This window comes from Micromonospora sp. NPDC049257 (assembly GCF_040678915.1).
GTDB classification, from domain to species: Bacteria; Actinomycetota; Actinomycetes; order Mycobacteriales; family Micromonosporaceae; genus Micromonospora; species Micromonospora antibiotica.
The window spans coordinates 745707-764546 of the sequence record NZ_JBFAQU010000001.1 but is presented as its reverse complement, the minus strand read 5'-3'; the positions used below and the strand labels follow the sequence as shown (position 1 = coordinate 764546).

13 protein-coding genes and 1 pseudogene are annotated in these 18840 nt (G+C 73.1%); 5 read left to right on the top strand and 9 right to left on the bottom strand.

Annotated features, from left to right (window positions below; genetic code table 11):
• Positions 1-59: 59 nt before the first annotated feature.
• Positions 60-1421: an ABC transporter permease gene (locus AB0K25_RS03440; RefSeq protein ID WP_363818126.1), complete on the bottom strand. Its 1362-nt coding sequence runs from the start codon at positions 1419-1421 to the stop codon at positions 60-62.
• Here AB0K25_RS03440 and AB0K25_RS03435 point away from each other — a divergent pair.
• A pseudogene (locus AB0K25_RS03435) lies at positions 1350-1730 on the top strand (hypothetical protein); the annotation flags it as partial. The gene AB0K25_RS03440 and the pseudogene AB0K25_RS03435 sit on opposite strands and share 72 nt — an antisense overlap.
• On the opposite strand, the gene AB0K25_RS03430 reads toward AB0K25_RS03435, so the two are convergent.
• The gene (locus AB0K25_RS03430) at positions 1649-2683 is read right to left on the bottom strand and encodes an ATP-binding cassette domain-containing protein (RefSeq protein WP_363818123.1); all 1035 of its coding nucleotides are present in this window, start codon (positions 2681-2683) and stop codon (positions 1649-1651) included. The pseudogene AB0K25_RS03435 and the gene AB0K25_RS03430 sit on opposite strands and share 82 nt — an antisense overlap.
• A 95-nt stretch (positions 2684-2778) precedes the next feature.
• On the opposite strand from AB0K25_RS03430, the gene AB0K25_RS03425 reads away from it, so the two are divergent.
• Positions 2779-3276, top strand: a complete 498-nt coding sequence (locus AB0K25_RS03425; protein WP_219465770.1) for a helix-turn-helix domain-containing protein — start codon at positions 2779-2781, stop codon at positions 3274-3276.
• A gap of 78 nt (positions 3277-3354) precedes the next feature.
• On the opposite strand, the gene AB0K25_RS03420 is transcribed toward AB0K25_RS03425, so the two are convergent.
• Positions 3355-3912, bottom strand: a complete 558-nt coding sequence (locus AB0K25_RS03420) for a response regulator (protein WP_208565450.1) — start codon at positions 3910-3912, stop codon at positions 3355-3357.
• Entirely contained in the window at positions 3909-8273 is a 4365-nt protein-coding gene (locus AB0K25_RS03415) for a HAMP domain-containing protein (protein ID WP_219465767.1), read from the bottom strand. The genes AB0K25_RS03420 and AB0K25_RS03415 overlap by 4 nt, the downstream gene beginning before the upstream one ends.
• A 320-nt stretch (positions 8274-8593) precedes the next feature.
• Between AB0K25_RS03415 and AB0K25_RS03410 the strand changes: the two genes are divergently transcribed.
• Positions 8594-10660 (top strand): SpoIIE family protein phosphatase, encoded by a 2067-nt coding sequence (locus AB0K25_RS03410; protein ID WP_363818118.1) that lies wholly within the window; start codon positions 8594-8596, stop codon positions 10658-10660.
• A 136-nt stretch (positions 10661-10796) separates the two neighbouring features.
• Here the strand turns inward: AB0K25_RS03410 and AB0K25_RS03405 are convergent, their stop codons facing one another.
• The gene (locus AB0K25_RS03405; RefSeq protein ID WP_357532938.1) at positions 10797-12224 is read right to left on the bottom strand and encodes an FAD-binding oxidoreductase; all 1428 of its coding nucleotides are present in this window, start codon (positions 12222-12224) and stop codon (positions 10797-10799) included.
• A gap of 83 nt (positions 12225-12307) precedes the next feature.
• Here AB0K25_RS03405 and AB0K25_RS03400 point away from each other — a divergent pair, with 83 nt between their 5' ends.
• On the top strand, positions 12308-14404 hold the full coding sequence (locus tag AB0K25_RS03400; RefSeq protein WP_208565446.1) for a S9 family peptidase: 2097 nt from the start codon (positions 12308-12310) through the stop codon (positions 14402-14404).
• A gap of 127 nt (positions 14405-14531) precedes the next feature.
• Here AB0K25_RS03400 and AB0K25_RS03395 read toward each other — a convergent pair whose 3' ends face one another.
• The 4 genes from AB0K25_RS03395 to AB0K25_RS03380 are packed head-to-tail and all read right to left on the bottom strand — an operon-like array spanning position 14532 to position 17904.
• Complete coding sequence (locus AB0K25_RS03395) at positions 14532-16043, bottom strand: ABC transporter permease (RefSeq protein WP_363818114.1); 1512 nt, start codon at positions 16041-16043, stop codon at positions 14532-14534.
• On the bottom strand, positions 16040-16765 hold the full coding sequence (locus AB0K25_RS03390; protein WP_357532932.1) for an ABC transporter ATP-binding protein: 726 nt from the start codon (positions 16763-16765) through the stop codon (positions 16040-16042). Before AB0K25_RS03390 ends, AB0K25_RS03395 begins: the two co-directional genes overlap by 4 nt.
• Positions 16762-17298: a PadR family transcriptional regulator gene (locus AB0K25_RS03385; RefSeq protein WP_204958604.1), complete on the bottom strand. Its 537-nt coding sequence runs from the start codon at positions 17296-17298 to the stop codon at positions 16762-16764. The genes AB0K25_RS03390 and AB0K25_RS03385 overlap by 4 nt, the downstream gene beginning before the upstream one ends.
• A 33-nt stretch (positions 17299-17331) precedes the next feature.
• Positions 17332-17904 (bottom strand): TIGR03086 family metal-binding protein, encoded by a 573-nt coding sequence (locus AB0K25_RS03380; RefSeq protein WP_219465756.1) that lies wholly within the window; start codon positions 17902-17904, stop codon positions 17332-17334.
• 31 nt (positions 17905-17935) lie between these two features.
• On the opposite strand from AB0K25_RS03380, the gene AB0K25_RS03375 reads away from it, so the two are divergent.
• Positions 17936-18811 (top strand): helix-turn-helix domain-containing protein, encoded by an 876-nt coding sequence (locus AB0K25_RS03375; RefSeq protein WP_208565444.1) that lies wholly within the window; start codon positions 17936-17938, stop codon positions 18809-18811.
• Positions 18812-18840 lie beyond the last annotated feature (29 nt).

Here is an 18840-nt window from a genome sequence, read left to right as displayed (position 1 = left end):
CAAGGGCCCGCCGGCCGACGCGTCGTGGCGCGGCCGGCCAGCCGGGAGATGTCGTGCCGTCAGCCGACCGGGATGTCGCGGCGGCGGAAGGACGCGAAGCCGACCGCGCAGAACACCCCGGCCAGCACGGTCAGGGCCAGCAGCGGAATGACGCTCCAGCCGGCGCGCAACACCTGTGGGGTGTGGGTGAACGGCGACAGGTCCAGCAGCCACTGGCTCAGCTCCAGCACCGCGCCGAGCTGACCGAGCAGCACCACCACCGCGAGCACCGCCCAGGCCGCCGGGGAGAGGCGGGGCAACAGGCCATACAGCAGCACCGCCAGGCCGGCGAGCACCCAGGCCGCCGGCACCTGCGCCAGGCCGGCACCGAGCATCCGGGGCAGCTGCCCCGGCACGTCACCGATGCTGAGCCCGTAGGTCAGGCCGGCCGCCAGCCCGACCAACGCCAGCACCACCACCGGCCCCAGCAGGACGAACACCAGGTGTGAGGCGAGCCAGGTCGACCGGTGCACCCCGGTGGCCAGCACCGGCTCGGCCCGCCCGGCGGCCTCCTCCGACCGCATCCGCAACGCCGCCTGGACGCCGTAGCCGGCGGCGGCCAGCCCGGCCACCCCCAACGACACCCCCAGGTACGCCTCGGCCAGCCCCGACGCGCCACCCAGCCGGGCCATCACCTGCTCCAACGCGGCGTTGCCGGCGACCGAGCGGCCGGCCGCCTCGGCCGCGCCACCGACGACCGACCCGAGCAGGAGGAAGCCCACCGACCAGCCCAGCAGTGGCCCCCGGTGCAGCCGCCAAGCCAACCCGAACGGCCCGGACAGCACCCGCCCGGCCCGCACCGGACCCGGCCGCGACGGCAGCACGCCGGCCCCGAGGTCCCGCCGCACCGATACCGGGTACGCCACCACGGCCAGCAGCACGGTCAGCGCGACCGGCAGGGCCAGCACCCACCAGCGCTCCCCCGCGTAGGCGCGGATGCGTGCGGCCCAACCCAGCGGGGACAGCCAACTCGGCCACCCGTGCTCGGAGGTGTCCCCGACCAGCCGGAGCGTGAACGCCACCCCGAGCACCCCGACGGCGATCCCGCGCGCCCCACCGGCGGTCTGGGTGAGCTGGGCGGCCAACCCGCCCACCGTGGCGAAGACCACCCCCACCAGCGCCGCCGACAGCCCGTACGCCAGCGAGCCGGTCGCCGGCAGCCCGGTGGCGGCCAGCCCGGCGGCGGTGAGCAGGCCGAGCAGCAGGCTGGCCGCGTACGTCACCAGCAGTGCGGCGGTGAGCCCGGCGTACCGGCCGAGGACGGTCGCGCCGAGTAGTTCCCGTCGACCGGCCTCCTCCTCGGTGCGGGTGTGCCGGATGACGGTGAGCAGGGCGGCCAGCCCGACGATCACCTGGAGGAAGCCACCGCGCTGGGCGGTCAACGCGCCGACGCTGTCGCCGTAGACCGGGCCGAGCAGGGCCACCACCGACGGGTTGCGGGCGGTGCCGGTGACGTACGCGGCCCGCTCGGCGGCGGTGGGGAACAGCGCGAAGAAGCTGCCCGCGTAGGACACCGGCAGGACGGTCAGCAGCAGCACCCAGAGCGGCAGGACGATCCGGTCCCGGCGCAGGATCAGCCGGGCCAGGTGACCGGTGCCGGTGAGGGTGCTCATCGCCGTACCCCCGTCGGCTGGTCGCTGCCCGGCGCGGTGCTGTCGGGCGCGGTGTTGCCCGGCGCGGTGCTGCCCGGCGCGGTGCTGTCGGGCGCGGTGCTGTCGGGCGCGGTGCTGCCCGACGCGGTCGAGACCGGGGTGTCGGGGGCCGGGGTCTCGTAGTGGCGCAGGAACAGCTCCTCCAGCGTCGGCGGCTGGCTGACCAGGCTGCGTACGCCGATCTCGGTGAGCCGGCGCAGCGCGGTGTCCAGCGCGACGGTGTCGACGGCGAAGCGGACCCGGTCGCCGTCTACCCGCAGGTCGTGCACGCCGGGCAGGTCGGCCAGGCCGTCCACCGGGCCGGCCAGTTCGGCGTCGATCGCGGTGCGGTGCAGGTGACGCAGCTCGGTCAGGGTGCCGGTCTCGACGTGGCGGCCGTTGCGGATGATCGTCACCCGGTCGCAGAGCGCCTCCACCTCGGCCAGGATGTGGCTGGACAGCAGCACGGTGCGGCCGTCGCGGCGGGCCCGGTCGATCCAGTGCTGGAACACCTCCTCCATCAGCGGGTCCAGCCCGGAGGTGGGCTCGTCGAGGATGAGCAGTTCGACGTCGGAGGCGAGCGCGGCGACCAGGCCGACCTTCTGCCGGTTGCCCTTGGAGTAGGTGCGCCCCTTCTTGCGGGGGTCCAGCTCGAACGACGCGAGCAGCTCGGCGCGGCGCTTCGGGTCGAGCCCGCCGCGCATCCGCCCGAGCAGGTCGATCACCTCGCCGCCGGAGAGCTGGGGCCAGAGGGTGACGTCGCCCGGCACGTACGCCAGGCGGCGGTGCAGCGTGACGGCGTCGCGCCACGGGTCACCGTCGAGCAGTCGGACGGCCCCCGCGTCCGCCCGCAGCAGCCCGAGCAGGACCCGGATGGCGGTCGACTTGCCGGCGCCGTTCGGGCCGAGGAAGCCGTGCACCTCACCGGCCCGGACGTTCAGGTCGAGCCCGTCGAGGGCCCGGGTGCGGCCGAAGGTCTTCACCAGGCCGGTCACCGCTATCGGGGTTTCCATAATTCAGAAGCTACACTCGTTTCACAAAGTTGTGAAGTTTCTGTCCGGTGCGGCACCATCGCCTGAACCGTCCCGAGCCCGAGGAGCAGCGTCCGATGCCTGACGACCGTCAACCCGGCCACGACGACGAGGTCCACCTCTTCGTCGAACGGATGGCGATGGCCTTCGCGGACGTCGGCTTCCCCCGGATGTCCGCCCGGGTCCTGTTCGCCGTGATGAGCGCCGACGGCCCGCTGACCGCCGCCCAGATCGGCGAGCGGCTCGGCGTCAGCGCGGCAGCCGTATCCGGCGCGGTACGCCACCTGACCCAGGTCAGCATGCTGGTCCGCGAACCGGTCCCGCGCTCGCGCCGGGACCACTACCGGCTGCCCGACAACCCCTGGTACGAGGGCACCATCACCAAGACCGGCCTCTACAAGAACTTCATCGACATCGCCGACGCGGGCGTCACCGCACTGGGCGGCACCGCCACCCCGGGCGGCGAACGGGTGGCCGAGATGCGGGACTTCTTCTATTTCATCCAGGAGGAACTCGACTCGCTCGGCGAGCGCTGGCGGGCCCGCCGCGCCGCCAGCGGCACACCCGCCCACTGAGCACGCCGCCACCCGACCGCACGCCCGCCCCCCGGCCGGGCCGGCACCCGCCTGGTCACGCCCGGTGCACGCCGCCGGTCAGGCGGTGTTGCCCCAGCGGGCCTGCTCCAGAATGTCCAGGGCACGCTGCCGGGCCTCCGGGTCGTCCTCGACCCGCAGCAGGGTGGCCGCCGCGTCCACCGCGTCGGTGAGCACCCGCCACTGGGCGTCACGCTCACGCACCACGTCGGACTGCGCCGCCAACTGCCGGGTCTTCACCCACAGCTCCACGAACACCGACACCTTCGCCCGCAACACCCACGGGTCGAACGGCTTGGTCAGGTAGTCCACCGCCCCGACCGCATAGCCGCGCAGCGCCAACTGGGCGTCCTTGTCAGCGGCGGTGAGGAAGATGATCGGCACGTGCCGGGTCCGCTCCCGGCGCTTGATGTGACTGGCCGTCTCGAAGCCGTCCATGTCGGGCATCTGGGCGTCCAGCAGGATGACCGCGAAGTCGTCCACCAGCAGTTGCTTCAGCGCCGCCTCACCGCTCTCCACGGCCACCGACTGCACCGGGAGCCCCTGGAGGATCGCCTCCAGGGCCATCAGGTTCTCCCGACGGTCGTCGACCAGCAGCGCCTTGGCAGTCTGGGTCACGAATTCTCCTTGTCTCGGCTGCCACTGATCCAGGACGCCATCCGCTCGATCAGCCCGTCCAGGTCCACCGGCTTGGTGATGTAGTCGCTACCCCCGGCCGCCAGCGCCGACTCCCGGTCACCGGGCATCGCCTTCGCGGTGAGGAAGACGATCGGCAGGTCCGCGAAGCGGTGGTTCCGGCGGATCTGCCGGGTCGTCTCGTAACCGTCCTGGTCGGGCATCATGGCGTCCATCAGCACGATGTCCACCTCCGGATGCTCGGCCAGCACGCGAACCCCGTCCGCGCCGTTGTCCGAGTACAGCACGGTCATCCCGTGCAGTTCCAACGCGCTGGTCAACGCGAACACGTTGCGTACGTCGTCGTCGACGATCAGTACCGTGGCGCCGTCCAACTGCCGGGTGGCCGGGGCCTCCGGCGCGGCCAGCAACTCCACCGGCGGCATCAGCAGCGACGCCGGCAGGCCCGCGCGCTCCGGCGACGGTGACTGCGGCGCCACCACCGCGTCCGGCGCCAGCACATCCGGTACGAAGAGGGTGAACGTCGAACCCTGCCCCGGCGCGGAGGTCACGGTGATCGTGCCGCCGATCAGCCGAGCCAGGTCCCGACTGATCGACAGGCCCAGCCCGGTGCCGCCGTACCGCCGGCTGGTGGTGCCGTCGGCCTGCTGGAACGCCTCGAAGATGATGCTCAGCTTGTCGTCGGAGATGCCGATGCCGGTGTCGATCACGGTGAAGGCGATCACCTGGCGGGCGTTGGTCAACGCCGGCACGTCGAAGACCGCGTTCTCCGCCGCCGGGGCGATCCGCAGGGTGACCGCGCCGTTGTCGGTGAACTTCACCGCGTTGGAGAGCATGTTGCGCAGGATCTGCTGCAACCGTTGGGCGTCGGTCACCAGGGCCGGCGGCAGTTCCTTGGCCACCCGCACCTGGAAGTCGAGGTTCTTGTCCTCCGCCTGCGGGGCGAACGCCTGCTCCACGTAGTTGCGGATCTCGGCGAACCGGATCTCCGTCGGCTCGACGTCCATCCGACCCGCCTCGATCTTGGACAGGTCCAGGATGTCGTCGATCAGGCGCAGCAGGTCCGAGCCCGAGCCGTGGATCGTCCGGGCGAACTCGATCTGCTTCGGGGTGAGGTTGCGCTCCGAGTTCTCCACCAGCAACCGGGCCAGCAGCAGCAGCGAGTTCAGCGGGGTACGCAGCTCGTGGCTCATGTTCGCCAGGAACTCCGACTTGTACGCCGACGCCCGGGTGAGCTGCTGCGCCTTCTCCTCCAGGCCGAGCCGGGCCAGTTCGATCTCCCGGTTCTTGGTCTCGATGTTGCCCTTCTGCTCACTGAGCAGCTTCGCCTTGTCCTCCAACTCGGCGTTGGTGCGCTGCAACTCCGCCGACTGGTCCTGCAACTCCAACGCCAGCCGCTGCGACTGGGCCAGCAACTCCTCCGTACGCCGGTTGGCCTGGATGGTGTTGACCGCGACACCGATGGTGAGCACCAGCCGCTCCAGGAACGCCAGGTGCAGCTCCGAGAAGCGGGCCACGCTGGCGAACTCGATCACCCCGAGCAGCTCCCCCTCGAACAGGATCGGCAGCACCACCAGGTCGGACGGGAGCGTCTCGGCCAGCCCCGACCGCAGGGTGATCCGCCCGTCGGGCAGCGCGTTGAGCCGGATCGTCCGGCGGGAGAGCGCCGCCTGACCGACCAGCCCCTCACCGGGCCCGAACGTGACGTCGTGCCCCCGCGCCACATACCCGTACGACGCGGTCAGCCGCAGCCGCATCACCCCGTCGGAGGTGTCCGCCAGGAAGAACGCGCCGAGCTGCGCGTCGACCAGCGGGGTCACCTCCATCATGATCATGCGGCAGACCTCGCCCAGGTCCCGCTGGCCCTGGAGCAGGCCACCGATGCGGGCCAGGTTGGAGTCGAGCCAGCCCTGCTCGGCGTTCTTCTTGGTCGTCTCCCGCAGGGTGACGATCATCTGGTTGATGTTGTCCTTCAGCTCGGCGACCTCGCCCTGCGCCTTGACCGCGATCCGCTGGGTGAGGTCGCCCCGGGTCACCGAGGTGGAGACCTGGGAGATCGCCCGGAGCTGGGTGGTCAGGGTCGAGGCGAGCTGGTTCACGTTCTCGGTGAGGTCCCGCCAGGTGCCGCTCACGCCCTTGACCTGGGCCTGACCGCCGAGCTTGCCCTCGATGCCGACCTCGCGACCCACCCGGGTCACCTCGTCGGCGAACGAGCTGAGCTGGTCCACCATCGTGTTGACCGTGTTCTTCAGCTCCAGGATCTCGCCCTGCGCGTCCACCGTGATCTTCTGACCGAGGTCGCCCTTGGCCACCGCCGTGGTCACCGAGGCGATGTTGCGCACCTGGGACGTCAGGTTGGACGCCATCGAGTTCACGTTGTCGGTGAGATCGCGCCAGGTGCCCGAGACACCCTTCACCTGCGCCTGACCGCCCAGCTTGCCCTCGGTGCCGACCTCCCGGGCCACCCGGGTCACCTCGTCGGCAAACGAGCTGAGCTGGTCCACCATCGTGTTGACCGTGTTCTTCAGCTCCAGGATCTCGCCCTGCGCGTCCACCGTGATCTTCTGCGACAGGTCACCCTTCGCCACCGCCGTGGAGACCTGCGCGATGTTACGCACCTGACTGGTCAGGTTCGACGCCATCGAGTTCACGTTGTCGGTGAGATCCCGCCAGGTGCCGGCGACCCCGCGTACCTGGGCCTGACCGCCGAGCTTGCCCTCGGTGCCCACCTCCCGGGCCACCCGGGTCACCTCGTCGGCGAACGACGACAGCTGATCCACCATCGTGTTGACCGTGGACTTCAGCTCCAGGATCTCACCCCGGGCATCCACGGTGATCTTCTGCGACAGGTCGCCCTTGGCCACCGCCGTCGTCACCGAGGCGATGTTGCGCACCTGGGACGTCAGGTTGGACGCCATCGAGTTCACGTTGTCGGTGAGATCCCGCCAGGTGCCCGAGACACCCTTCACCTGCGCCTGACCGCCCAGCTTGCCCTCGGTGCCCACCTCGCGGGCCACCCGGGTCACCTCGTCGGCGAACGACGACAACTGGTCGACCATCGTGTTGACGGTGTTCTTCAGCTCCAGGATCTCGCCCTGCGCGTCCACCGTGATCTTCTGCGACAGGTCACCCTTCGCCACCGCCGTGGAGACCTGGGAGATGTTGCGGACCTGGCTGGTCAGGTTGCCGGCGAGCTGGTTGACGTTCTCCGTCAGGTCCCGCCAGGTGCCGGAGACCCCGCGTACCTGGGCCTGACCGCCGAGCTTGCCCTCGATGCCCACCTCCCGGGCCACCCGGGTCACCTCGTCGGCAAACGAGCTGAGCTGGTCCACCATCGTGTTCACGGTGTCCTTCAGCTCCAGGATCTCGCCCTGCGCCGCCACGGTGATCTTCTGGCTCAGGTCACCCCGGGCCACCGCCGTCGAGACCTGCGCGATGTTACGCACCTGAGAGGTCAGGTTCGACGCCATCGAGTTGACGCTGTCGGTGAGGTCCTTCCAGGTGCCCGCGACGTTCGGCACGTCGGCCTGCCCACCGAGCTTGCCCTCGGTGCCCACCTCCCGCGCCACCCGGGTCACCTGCTCGGCGAACAGGCGCAGCGTGTCGGTCAGCGAGTTCATCGTGTCGGCCAGCTCGGCGACCTCGCCGCGCGCCCCGACCGTGATCTTCTGCGACAGGTCACCCCGGGCCACCGCCGTCGCCACCTGCGAGATCGACCGCACCTGGCCGGTCAGGTTCGACGCCATGGTGTTCACCGAGTCGGTGAGGTCCTTCCAGGTGCCGGCGACACCCCGTACGTCCGCCTGACCACCCAACTTGCCCTCGGTGCCCACCTCCCGGGCCACCCGGGTCACCTCGTTGGAGAACGACGAGAGCTGCCCGACCATCGTGTTGACCGTCCGGCCGATCCGCAGGTACTCACCGCGCAGCGGGCGACCGTCGATCTCCAACTCCATGTGCTGGGAGAGGTCACCGTCGGCCACCGCCATGATCACCCGGGCGATCTCGGTGGTCGGTCGACCCAGGTCGTCGATCAGCGAGTTGACCGCCCGCTGGCCCTCCGCCCAGGAGCCGTCCAGGCCCTCCTCGTCGAGGCGCTCGGTCAGCCGGCCGTCCCGGCCCACCACCCGACTGATCCGGCGCAGGTCCAGGTGCTGCCGTTCCTGGAGCGACACCACCTCGTTGAAGGCGTCCGCCACCTCACCAGCCGCACCCGCGCGCCGGGGCAGCCGTACCTTGAAGTCACCCCGGCCGACCCGCCGCAGCGCCTCCGACAGCTCACCGAGGAGCGCGTCATGCTCGGAAGCGGACACGTCCGCCGTCACCGACTGTTTCGCGGTCATCTTTCCTCGCTCAGCTCGGAGGGTCCCCGGCGTGCCGACACGCCGACTTTCCCTCATTGTGCCCGCGTCCGGACCCGGGCAGCGGACACGACGTGCCCGACATGTCCCTGCCGGTGCCACCACCGCCCCGACAGCGACACCGCAGGCGGGACGCGGTCCCGGCACCCGGCCCGACCCCACCACCCCAGGTCGACACGTAGCCGTTGGTCGCCGACCCGCACCCGACGACGGGGGTGACGTCGACCTGCCGATCGGTGCGACGGGTGTGACGGTGCGTGGTGCGGCTTGGCACCCGGGCGGTCGCGGTAGAGGATACGGGGGTGTCAACGGAGCCGGGGGCCGGGACAGACGCGGGACGGGACGAGCACGTCCGGCGCGTCCGACTGCCCGCCGACCGGCGCACCCCGGCCGCCGCCCGCGCCGTCGTCCGCTCCGTGCTCGCCGAGGCGGACCTCGACGAGCTGCTCAACGAGGCACTGCTGCTCACCACCGAACTGTCCACCAACGCCGTCGAGCACGCCCGCACCGAACTGGACATCGAGGTCGTCGCCGACCGGATCGGCCTGACCGTCACCGTCTCCGACTTCGCCGCAGGGCCGGTCGACGAGCTGATCGTCGGCAGCCGCAACGACACCGACGAGATCGGCGAGGTCTCCGCCCGGGGGCGCGGGCTGCTGCTCGTCGACCACTTCGCCAGCCGCTGGGGCACCACCTACCTGCCCACCGGCAAGGGGGTGTGGTTCCGGCTGGACCGCCACGGCGACCACGGCGGCGGGCCGCTGTCCCCGTACCCGCCACCCGGGCAGGCCGAGAGCGACCTGGCGACCACCGCACCGAGCGCCGCAGCGATGAGCGAACTGACCCAGACCAGGCCCGACCCGTACGCCGACGAACCGCTGCCCGAGTTCGCCACCGACCTGCTCACCCGCGTCGCCGAGATGGTGGGCGCGGCCGGCGGGGTGATCCGGCTCGACCGGGGCGAGGGAGAGGGCCCGCAGGTGCTGGCCCGGTACGGCCGCCAGCCGCGCGCCGGCAACGAGCTGCTCCGGGTCCCGCTGGCGGTGCACCGACCGTACGGTGGGGAGTTGGAGCTGGACGCGGCACCGTCGGCGTACGCCCGGCCGTTGGCCGTACTCGCCGCCGAACGGCTCTCGCTGCATCTGGAGAACGACCGGCTGCGCCGCGCCGACGTCCGCCGCTCGGCCTGGCTGACCTTCCTGGCCGAGGCCAGCGAACTGCTCGCCCAGTCGCTCGACGTGGACCTGACCATGGCGCTGATCCCGCAACTGGTGGTGCCCCGGCTCGGCCAGTGGTGCGCGGTGCACACCACCGACGAGTGGGGCCGGCTCAAGCTGGCCGCGTGCAGCCACGCCGACGAGTCGGTCCTGCCCCAACTGCACAAGGTGCTGGAGGAGTCCGGGCCGGACTCGGTCCAGGCCCGGCTGCGCGAGGCGTCGCGCACCGGGTCCCAGGTGCCGCTCGGCGGGCCGATGGAGGGCTTCGCCGTGCCGCTGGTCGTCCGCAGCCAGAAGCTCGGCACCCTGGCCGTGGGCCGGCACCAGCGCCACCGGCACGACGCCGACGAGGTGGCGGTGCTGGAGGACGTGGCCCGGCGGGCCGGCCTCGCCATCGAGAACGCCCGGATCCACGCCGAACGGCGTCGGGTGGCGCAGACCCTCCAACAGTCGCTGCTGCCGCCGGTGCTCCCGGTCGTCGAGGGCGTCGGCTTCGCCGCCGAGTACGTCCCGACCGGGGACGAGGCCGAGGTCGGCGGCGACTTCTACGACGTGGTGCCGCTGCCGGACGGGCGCTGGCTGGTGGTGGTCGGCGACGTGTCCGGCAAGGGGGTGCAGGCGGCGGCGGTGACCGGGCTGGTCCGGGACGTGATCCGGGTGCTCGTCGGGGACGGCAAGCCGCTGCCCGAGGTGCTGGCCCGGCTCAACGACACGCTTGTCGAGCGCGGCGGGGGACGCTACTGCACGCTGGCCCTGGCGGCGGTCGGGCCGGACGACGGCGACGGGCTCGACGTCTCGCTGCACCTGGCCGGGCACGACCGACCGGTGCTGTTGCACGGTCCCGGCGGGGCGAACTTCGTCGGGACCGGTGGAACCGCGCTCGGCCTGCTCGACTTGATCACCTCACCGGCGGAAGAGATCCTGCTCGCGCCGGGCGATGCGCTGATCTTCTATACCGACGGCGTGACCGAGCGGCGACGCGGCCGGGAACTCTTCGGCACCGAGCGGCTGCGGGAGGCCGCCGCGCCGCTGGCCGGCTACTCCGCCGACGTGGTCGCGGCGCGACTGCGGGCCACCGCGATCAACTTTTCGGTCGAGTCACCCCGCGACGACATCGCCATCCTGGTGCTGCGCAACGACGCCCTCTCCTGATCCACTCCCGATCACCTCGACACCCAGAGGCCACCGGGGTTGGTCAGGGGCCACCGGGGTTGGTCAGGGGCCGCCGGAGTTGGTCAGGGGCCGCCGGGGTTGGTCAGAGGCCACCGGGGGAGGCCGCCGGGGCTGGTCAGAGGCCGCCGGGGAGGCGGCCGGGGGCGAGCCGGCGGTGCGGGTCGAGGTGCTCCTTCGCCTCCCGCAGCCGGGGGATCACCGCCGCCTCACCCCACACGTCGACCTCACGGCGGACCGCAGCGGGAGCGGCGACCACCACGCACCGGCCCCGGCGGGCGAGCAACACCCCCCGGACGGCGGCCAGGATGCCGGCCACCCGGTCGACGGGGAACGATCCGGGCAGCGCGGCGTGCACCACACCCGCACCGGCGCAGCCGCGTACCGACAGGGGTGTGCCGGCGGCGTCGCGCAACGCGTAGACGGCGGCGTGCAGATCCTTGGCCGGGGCCTCGACCCGCAACGCGGTGTCGCCCGGGCCGAACGGGTAGCGCCCCCACCAGGCCGGGGCGAACGGGGCGACGCTCGCCGCGCCACCGAGCACGGCCAACAGGCGGTCGGCCCGCTCGGCCACCTCGGACCGGTCACCCTCCAGCAGGATCGCCAGCTCACCGGCGCTACCCCGGGCGGGCGGCGGATCGGCCCGCCGGCCGGACATCGCGGGATGGTTGGCCCGGGCCGCCGCCTCGGCGGCGGACATCGGTCGACCGGGCGGCCCCGACGTCGCGCCCGACGCCGGGGCGACCGCCCGACGCGGCGGGGACCCGGTGGCCGGCAGGTCCAGCTCGACGGCCGCCGGGTCGAGGTCGGCGGCGAACACCGCCCGCACCAGGTCGTGCACCTCCAGCGGGCTCCACACCGGTCGGGACACCCAGACCTGGCTCGCCGGCAGCGCCTGCGCGTGCAGCGTCGCCGAGACGAGCACGCCCAGCCCGCCCTGCGAACCACAGAGCAACCGGCCCAGGTCGAGACCGACGGGTGCGCTCACCCCGGACAGCTCCGCAGCGCTGCGGCCGGCACTGACCAGCTCACCGTCGGCGTCCAACCACCGCAGGCCGACGAGCTGCGCGCAGGGGGTGCCGTGCCGGTGCCGCAGCGGACCGGACTCGTCGGCGGCGAGCACCCCACCGAGGGTGGCACCGGGGGACGGCGGGTCGAGGGCCAGCCGACGGCCGGCACGTTCCAGGGTGGCCTGCACCGCCCGCAGCGGGGTGCCGGCACCCACCTCGACCACCGGGGAGGCCGCCGGCTGGTGGCCGACCCCGGCGAGCCGGCCGGTGTCGAGCATGATGTCGACCCGGGCCGGCGCGGCACCCCAGTCGATCTTCGTGCCCGCGCCCCGGGGCACCACCGAAAGGTCGTGCCGGGCGGCGAGCCGCAGCACCTCGGCCGCCGCCCGGGGCCCACCCGGGACGGCCACCCACCGGGCGAGCCGGCCGGCGACCTCGTCGGCCGCGCCCGCGAACCGGGCGAAGGACGGACCGCAGATCCCGGCCAACCGGCGGGTGATCTCCGCTGCACCGCTCGAACCCGCTGGCGTCGACATGACAGCCATCGTACACATGTTCTAAAGAGGTGGGTGGTGGTTCGACCGCGCCGCGCAGCGCGACGGGCCGGTAACGTGGCGGCGTGACCACCGAGACCACCCCGCCCGTCGCCCGACAGGTCCGCGCGGAGCGCACCCACCACGGCGACACCGTCGTCGACGAGTACGCCTGGCTGGCCGCCAAGGACGACCCGGCGACCATCGCCCACCTGACCGCCGAGAACGCCTACACCGAGCAGCGCACCGCGCACCTGGAAGCGTTACGCGGCACGCTGTTCGCCGAGACGAAGCAGCGCACCCAGGAGACCGACCTGTCGGTGCCCACCCGCAAGGGCGGCCACTGGTACTACACCCGCACGATCGAGGGCCAGCAGTACGGCGTGCACTGCCGCCGCGCGGTCCGCGACGACGAGACCGACCCGCCGGTCAGCGCGGACGGCGCCCCGCTCGACGGCGAAGAGGTACTGCTCGACGGCAACCAGCTCGCCGAAGGGCACGACTTCTTCTCCCTCGGCGCGTTCGACGTCAGCCCCGACGGGCGGTGGCTGGCCTACTCGACGGACTTCTCCGGCGACGAACGCTTCACCCTGCGGATCAAGGACCTGAGCACCGGCGAACTGCTCGGCGACGAGGTGCCCGACACCTTCTACGGCACCGCCTGGTCGGCCGACGCGACCGTGCTGTTCTACATCACCGTCGACGAGGCGTGGCGACCCAACCGGGTGTGGCGGCACACCGTCGGCACCCCGTCGGGCGAGGACGTGGTGGTGCATCTGGAGGAGGACGAGCGGTTCTGGGTGGGCGTCGAGCTGACCCGATCCGAGCGGTTCGTGCTGATCGACAGCACCAGCAAGGTCACCAGCGAGGTGCGGGTCATCCCGGCCGACAACCCGACCGGCGAGCCAGCGGTGATCGCCCCGCGCCGGCAGGGCGTCGAATACAGCGTCGAGCACCACGGCCACCGGTTCCTGATCCTGCACAACGACGGCGCGGAGGACTTCGCGCTCGCGTACACCTCGGCGGACGCCCCCGGCGACTGGGTGCCGCTGATCCCGCACAGCCCCGGCACCCGGCTGGAGTCGGTCGACGCGTTCGCCGACCACCTGGTCGTCTCGCTGCGCAGCAACGGGCTGACCGGACTGCGGGTGCTCCCCGTCGGCGGCGGCGACGGCCACGACATCGAGTTCCCCGAGCCGATCCACAGCGTCGGGCTGGACGCCAACCCGGAATACCGCACCCGGCAGCTGCGGTTCCGCTACACCTCGCTGGTCACCCCCGACTCGGTCTACGACTACGACCTGGTCACCCGGGAACTGACGCTGCGTCGCCGCAAGCCGGTGCTCCCCGGGCCGGACGGGCGCGCGTACGACCCGGCCGACTACGAGCAGCACCGCGAGTGGGCGCTCGCCGACGACGGCACCCGGGTGCCCATCTCGCTGGTCTGCCACCGGGACACCCCACGCGACGGCTCCGCCCCCGCCGTGATCTACGGGTACGGCTCGTACGAGGCCAGCATGGACCCGTGGTTCTCGGTCGCCCGGCTCAGCCTGCTCGACCGGGGCGTCGTCTTCGCCGTGGCGCACATCCGGGGCGGCGGTGAACTGGGCCGCCGGTGGTACGACGAGGGCAAAATGCTGGCCAAGAAGAACACCTTCACCGACTTCGTGGCCTGCGCCCGGCACCTGGTCAAGGCCGGCTGGACGGCGGCCGACCGGCTGGTCGCCCGGGGCGCCTCGGCCGGTGGCCTGCTGATGGGCGCGGTCGCCAACATCGCCCCGGACGCGTTCACCGGGATCGTGGCGCAGGTGCCCTTCGTGGACGCGCTCACCTCGATCCTCGACCCGTCGCTGCCGTTGACCGTCACCGAGTGGGAGGAGTGGGGCAACCCGCTCGCCGACCCGGAGGTGTACGCGTACATGAAGTCGTACACACCGTACGAGAACGTCACCGCCGCCGACTACCCGGCGATCCTGGCGGTGACCAGCCTCAACGACACCCGGGTGCTCTACCACGAGCCGGCCAAGTGGATCGCCCGGCTGCGGGCGGTGGCCCCGCAGGGCGACTACCTGCTCAAGACGGAGATGGGTGCCGGCCACGGCGGCCCCAGCGGCCGGTACGACGCCTGGCGCGAGGAGGCGTTCATCAACGCCTGGATCCTCGACCGGCTGGGCCGCGCCTGACCGCCGCCACCGGTCCCCGCCGGGCCGGGGCGGGTCCCCGGGCCGGCCGGGACCGGCGGGCCGGCAACGCTCGGCGGGTCGGCCCGGGACCGGCGGGCGGTTGCCGCTGCGCACCGGCTGATCGCGGTCAGCCGGTGCGGAGTTCCTCGACGGCGGTGCTCATCCGCAGGAAGAGCAGACCGACACCGACCGTGACCAGCACGGCGACCAGGGCACCCGCGCCGACCCAGGCGAGTTGCGCCCACGGCAGCTCGGGTGTCACCACGACCTCGGGCACCCACACGGTGCGCAGGGCCGACGGGTCGGCGCACCGCACGGCGTCGCCCGTGCACACCTGGAAGGAGTGCGCCCCGTAGGTGCGTGGGCGGCCCGCGACGCCCCAGATGAGCAGCAGGCCGCCGGCGAGCGCCACTACGATGGCCGGCACCGCCGGGGCCAGCGCCTGCCACCCGACGGACCGGCCGATGACGCTGCGGGGGACCCCGGAGGCGACCAGCGCCGCGTACGTCCGGCGGCGGGCGACGATCCCCTCGACCAGGGCGACGACCAGGCCACCGGCGGCCAGCGCCACGGCCAGCTGGGCGGCCCGGTCGACCAGGTCCATCGTGTTCAGGTAGAAGTCGTCACTGCCGGCCAGGCCCTGGCCGGTGGCCCGGTTCGCCGCCATGTCGGCGATCATCGAGGCCCGGAGCCCGGCCGCACCCGCCCCCACGATCACCGCCGCCAGCAGGGCGGCCAGGGTCCGGCTGCCGGCCCACGGGTCGGCGGTCAACCGACGGGCGGCCAGCAGCACGGCCGCCCCGCGACCCCACCGGTGCAGCAGCCGCCCGGCCGTGTACGACAGCCAGCCGGTGCCGACCACCACCCCGACCAGCGCGGCCAGCGCACCGCCGGCCATCAGCGCCGGCTCCAGCAGCGCCGGTGGGTCCTGAGCACGGTCGGCGTACCACCTGTTGATCGGGGCGAGCAGGCCGAACGTGGCCGGCCCGGCCACGATCAGCAGCCCGGCCCACGGCCTCGGGGCACGTTCCCGGCGGGTCCGCCGGACCACGCCGAGCGGGGTCGCGGTGACCCGGCGCAGCAGGACGACACCGACCAGCCCGGCCAGCACCGGCAGGCCGAGCACCACCGCCGCGATCACCGGCGGCGACGGCAGCACGTCGGTGGGCAGCGGCAGCAGCCCCCGGGCGTCGGGCCGGTGCAGCAGCACCCGGCCCACCAGGTACGTCCCCAGCCCGACCAGGGTGCCGAGCAGGCTGGCCAGCCCGGCCTCCACCGCGACCAGCCCGGTCACCTGCCCGGGGGTGGCCCCGGCCAGCCGGAACGCGGCGAGTCGCCGGTCCCGGGCCGGGGCGCCGAGCCGCACGCACTGCCCGGCCAGGGCGAGCACCGGCACGGCGAGCAGCAGCAACGCGACCGCCGTCCCGCCGCGCAGGCCCGGCTCGCGCAGCAGCGCGTTGGTGTACTGCTCGGAGTTGTTGCTGCCCCGTCCGCCGGGTGGGGTCGGGATGGCCAGCACGGTGAGGGCGGCCAGCCCGGCGAGGCTGGCCAGGGCGGCGCTGAGCGCGGTGAGCACGACCCGGGCGGTGTCGGTGCGGTTGCCGGCCAGGGCGAGCCGCAGCGCGACGCCCGGCCTCACCGGGGGTCCGCGCCGGGGCCGGCCGCCGGGAGCGGGACGAGGGTTTCGTCCAGGCCGAGGCCCGTCGGGTCGACCACGCCGTCGCGGAGCATCACCTCGCGGTCGGCGTACGCGGCGATCCGGGGTTCGTGGGTGACCAGGACGATGGTGGTGCCCTGCTCCCGGGCGAGCTGGACGAGCTGGGTGAGGACCTCCTCGCCGCTGAGCGTGTCGAGGGCACCGGTCGGCTCGTCGGCGAAGATCACCCGGGGCCCGGTGACCAGGGCGCGGGCGGTGGCGCAGCGCTGCTGCTGCCCGCCGGACATCGCGCCGGGGCGCACGTCGGCGAGGTGCCCGACGCCGAAGCGGTCCAGCCATTCGCCCGCCGCCCGCCCTGCTTCTCGCCGCCCCGTGCCGGCGAGGAGCAGGGGCAGGGCGACGTTCTCCGCCGCGGTCAACTCGGGGACGAGCTGACCGAACTGGAACAACACCCCGAACTCGGTACGGCGCAGCCGGGACCGCGCCGCCTCGGGCCAGGTGTCGATCCGCTCGCCGTTCCAGCGCACCGCCCCCTCGTCGGGGCGCAGGATGCCGGCGAGGCAGTGCAGCAGGGTGGACTTGCCGCAGCCGCTGGGTCCGGTCACGGCGACGATCTCGCCGTCGGCGACGTCGAGGCTGACGCCGCGCAGGGCCGGTGTCGGGCCGTACGACCGGACCACGTCGCGGGCCTGGAGTCGGCTCACGGGTGTACCTCCCGGTGCCAGTCGGCGACGCGGGCCAGGGTGGTGCGCAGCCACCTCAGGTCGGCGTCGAGGTGAGCGACGGCGTAGTCGACGGCGACGACGTCATCGAGGGTGGTCGAGGGTGCCGTCTTGACGGCGGTGAGTTCGCGCAGCCGGTCGGTGTGCGCCCGCGCCTGGGCGATCAGGTATGACCGGGCCGCGTTGAGGTCGGCGACCAGCAACGCCACCGCGACCTTGGTGAACAGCGCGCTGGTCACGTACGGCATGGGTGGCTCGACGGCGGCGAGCCAGCCGGCGAGCGCGGCCCGGCCCTGGTCGGTGAGCGCGTAGGCGGTCCGGTCGGGGCCGGCCTCGCGTTCCTGACCGGCGGTGACCACCAGGCCGTCCCGTTGCAGGCGCCCCAGGGTGGCGTAGACCTGGCCGAAGGCGAGCGGCTTGGCCCGGGGCAGCCGGGTGTCGTGGGCGCGCTTCAGCTCGTAGCCGTGCCGGTTGCCGGCGGCCAGCAACCCGAGCAGCACGTGCGACGTGGACACCCGGCCAACTATTCATCCAGTGAATAGTCGATGTCAAGCAGCCCTCCAGGCCGGATCGCGACCGGTACGGCCGAGCAGCCGGTCCAGTTCGGTCCCGTCCGCCCCGACCGGCACCTCCGCGCCGAAGGCGCCCATCTGCCGGCCCATCGGGCCCATCTCGTCCATGAAGCCGTGCAGCGCCGCGATGCTCTCCCGCGCCGGCTGGTACGGCTGGCCGGTGGCCCGCGCCAGGTCCCAGCCGTGCACCACCAGGTCCACCACCCCCATCAGGCCGATCGTCGACCGGGGCAGCCCCATCGCCGGCGCGACGCCCTCCTCGCTGGCCGGGTCGTCCCAGGCCACGACGAGCTGCTTCACCTCAGTGGCGAACCGGTCCCGCCAGCCCGGCTCGGCCACGTGATCGGTCTTGACCGACCAGTCCGTCTCCTGCCCGGCGGCGAGGCGTTGGAAGTTGACCGCCACGTCGTACACGTGGTTGATCAGTCCGCGGACGTCGTACTCCGCGCACGGGGTCGGCAGGTCGAGTTGGTCGTCGCCGATCGCCCGGACCAACTCCACGGTCCCCGGGGCGGCGGCGGCCAGCAGCTCACTAGTCTTCGTTGGCATACGGCCAGCGTATGAAGGTGGTCTTGAACGAATGCGACAGCCACGCGCGGATGACCGGGGCATCCTCGATCCGGCCCGGCTGCGCCGGGAGCTGCGGTTCCGGCGGCACCTGCCGGCCCCCGCGCTGCGACCGTGGGTGGAGCACTACTGGCTGGCCGACTGGGCGCTGACCGCGCCGTTCACCCAGCAGGTGGTGCCGCACCCGGCGGTCAACGTCGTCTTCCGGCAGGATGCCGGCGGCCCGGAGACCGCCGAGGTGGCCGGGGTCGGTCGGCGGCTGTTCACGGTCACCCTGACCGGCACCGGAACGGTCAGCGGCATCCAGTTCCGCCCCGGCGGCTTCCGCCCGTTCTGGCGTCGCCCGGTCGCCGAACTCACCGACCGGGACGTCCCGCTCCGCACCGACCCGATCGCCGCCCGCGCCGCCGGGTCGACCACCCCCGGTGCCGCCGCCACCCACCCCGCTGGCCCGACCACGCCCCGCGCCGCCGGGTCCGCCGTCGCGTCACCCCGCTGCGGGGGTACGGACGACGAGCGCCGGCGGGCGTTGGACGCCTTCCTGCTCGCCTGGGCGCCACAGCCCGACCCGGCGGCGGCCGAGGCGATCGCCCTCGCCGAGTCGATCCGCACCGACCGGAGCGTGCTGCGGGTGGACGACCTGGCCCGCCGGCACGATCTCTCCGTCCGGCGGTTACAGCGGCTCTTCCTGGACCACGTCGGCGTCGGCCCCAAGTGGGTGATCCGTCGCTACCGCCTGCTGGAGGCGATCGAACAGGTCGTCACCGGGCTGCCCGACTGGGCCGCCCTCGCCGCCGACCTCGGCTACAGCGACCAGGCCCACCTGGCCCGCGACTTCGCCGCGGTCACCGGTCACACCCCCACCGGCTACGCCCGCTCCCTGCACTGATCCCCACCCACGTCCGAGCCAGCGACCCG

Bases quoted from the DNA above. Each gene is read 5' to 3' on its own strand.
- AB0K25_RS03415 (WP_219465767.1), bottom strand. From the start codon at position 8,273: ATGACCGCGAAACAGTCGGTGACGGCGGACGTGTCCGCTTCCGAGCAT.
- AB0K25_RS03405 (WP_357532938.1), bottom strand. From the start codon at position 12,224: ATGTCGACGCCAGCGGGTTCGAGCGGTGCAGCGGAGATCACCCGCCGG.
- AB0K25_RS03425 (WP_219465770.1), top strand. From the start codon at position 2,779: ATGCCTGACGACCGTCAACCCGGCCACGACGACGAGGTCCACCTCTTC.
- AB0K25_RS03375 (WP_208565444.1), top strand. From the start codon at position 17,936: ATGCGACAGCCACGCGCGGATGACCGGGGCATCCTCGATCCGGCCCGG.
- AB0K25_RS03430 (WP_363818123.1), bottom strand. From the start codon at position 2,683: ATGGAAACCCCGATAGCGGTGACCGGCCTGGTGAAGACCTTCGGCCGC.
- AB0K25_RS03380 (WP_219465756.1), bottom strand. From the start codon at position 17,904: ATGCCAACGAAGACTAGTGAGCTGCTGGCCGCCGCCGCCCCGGGGACC.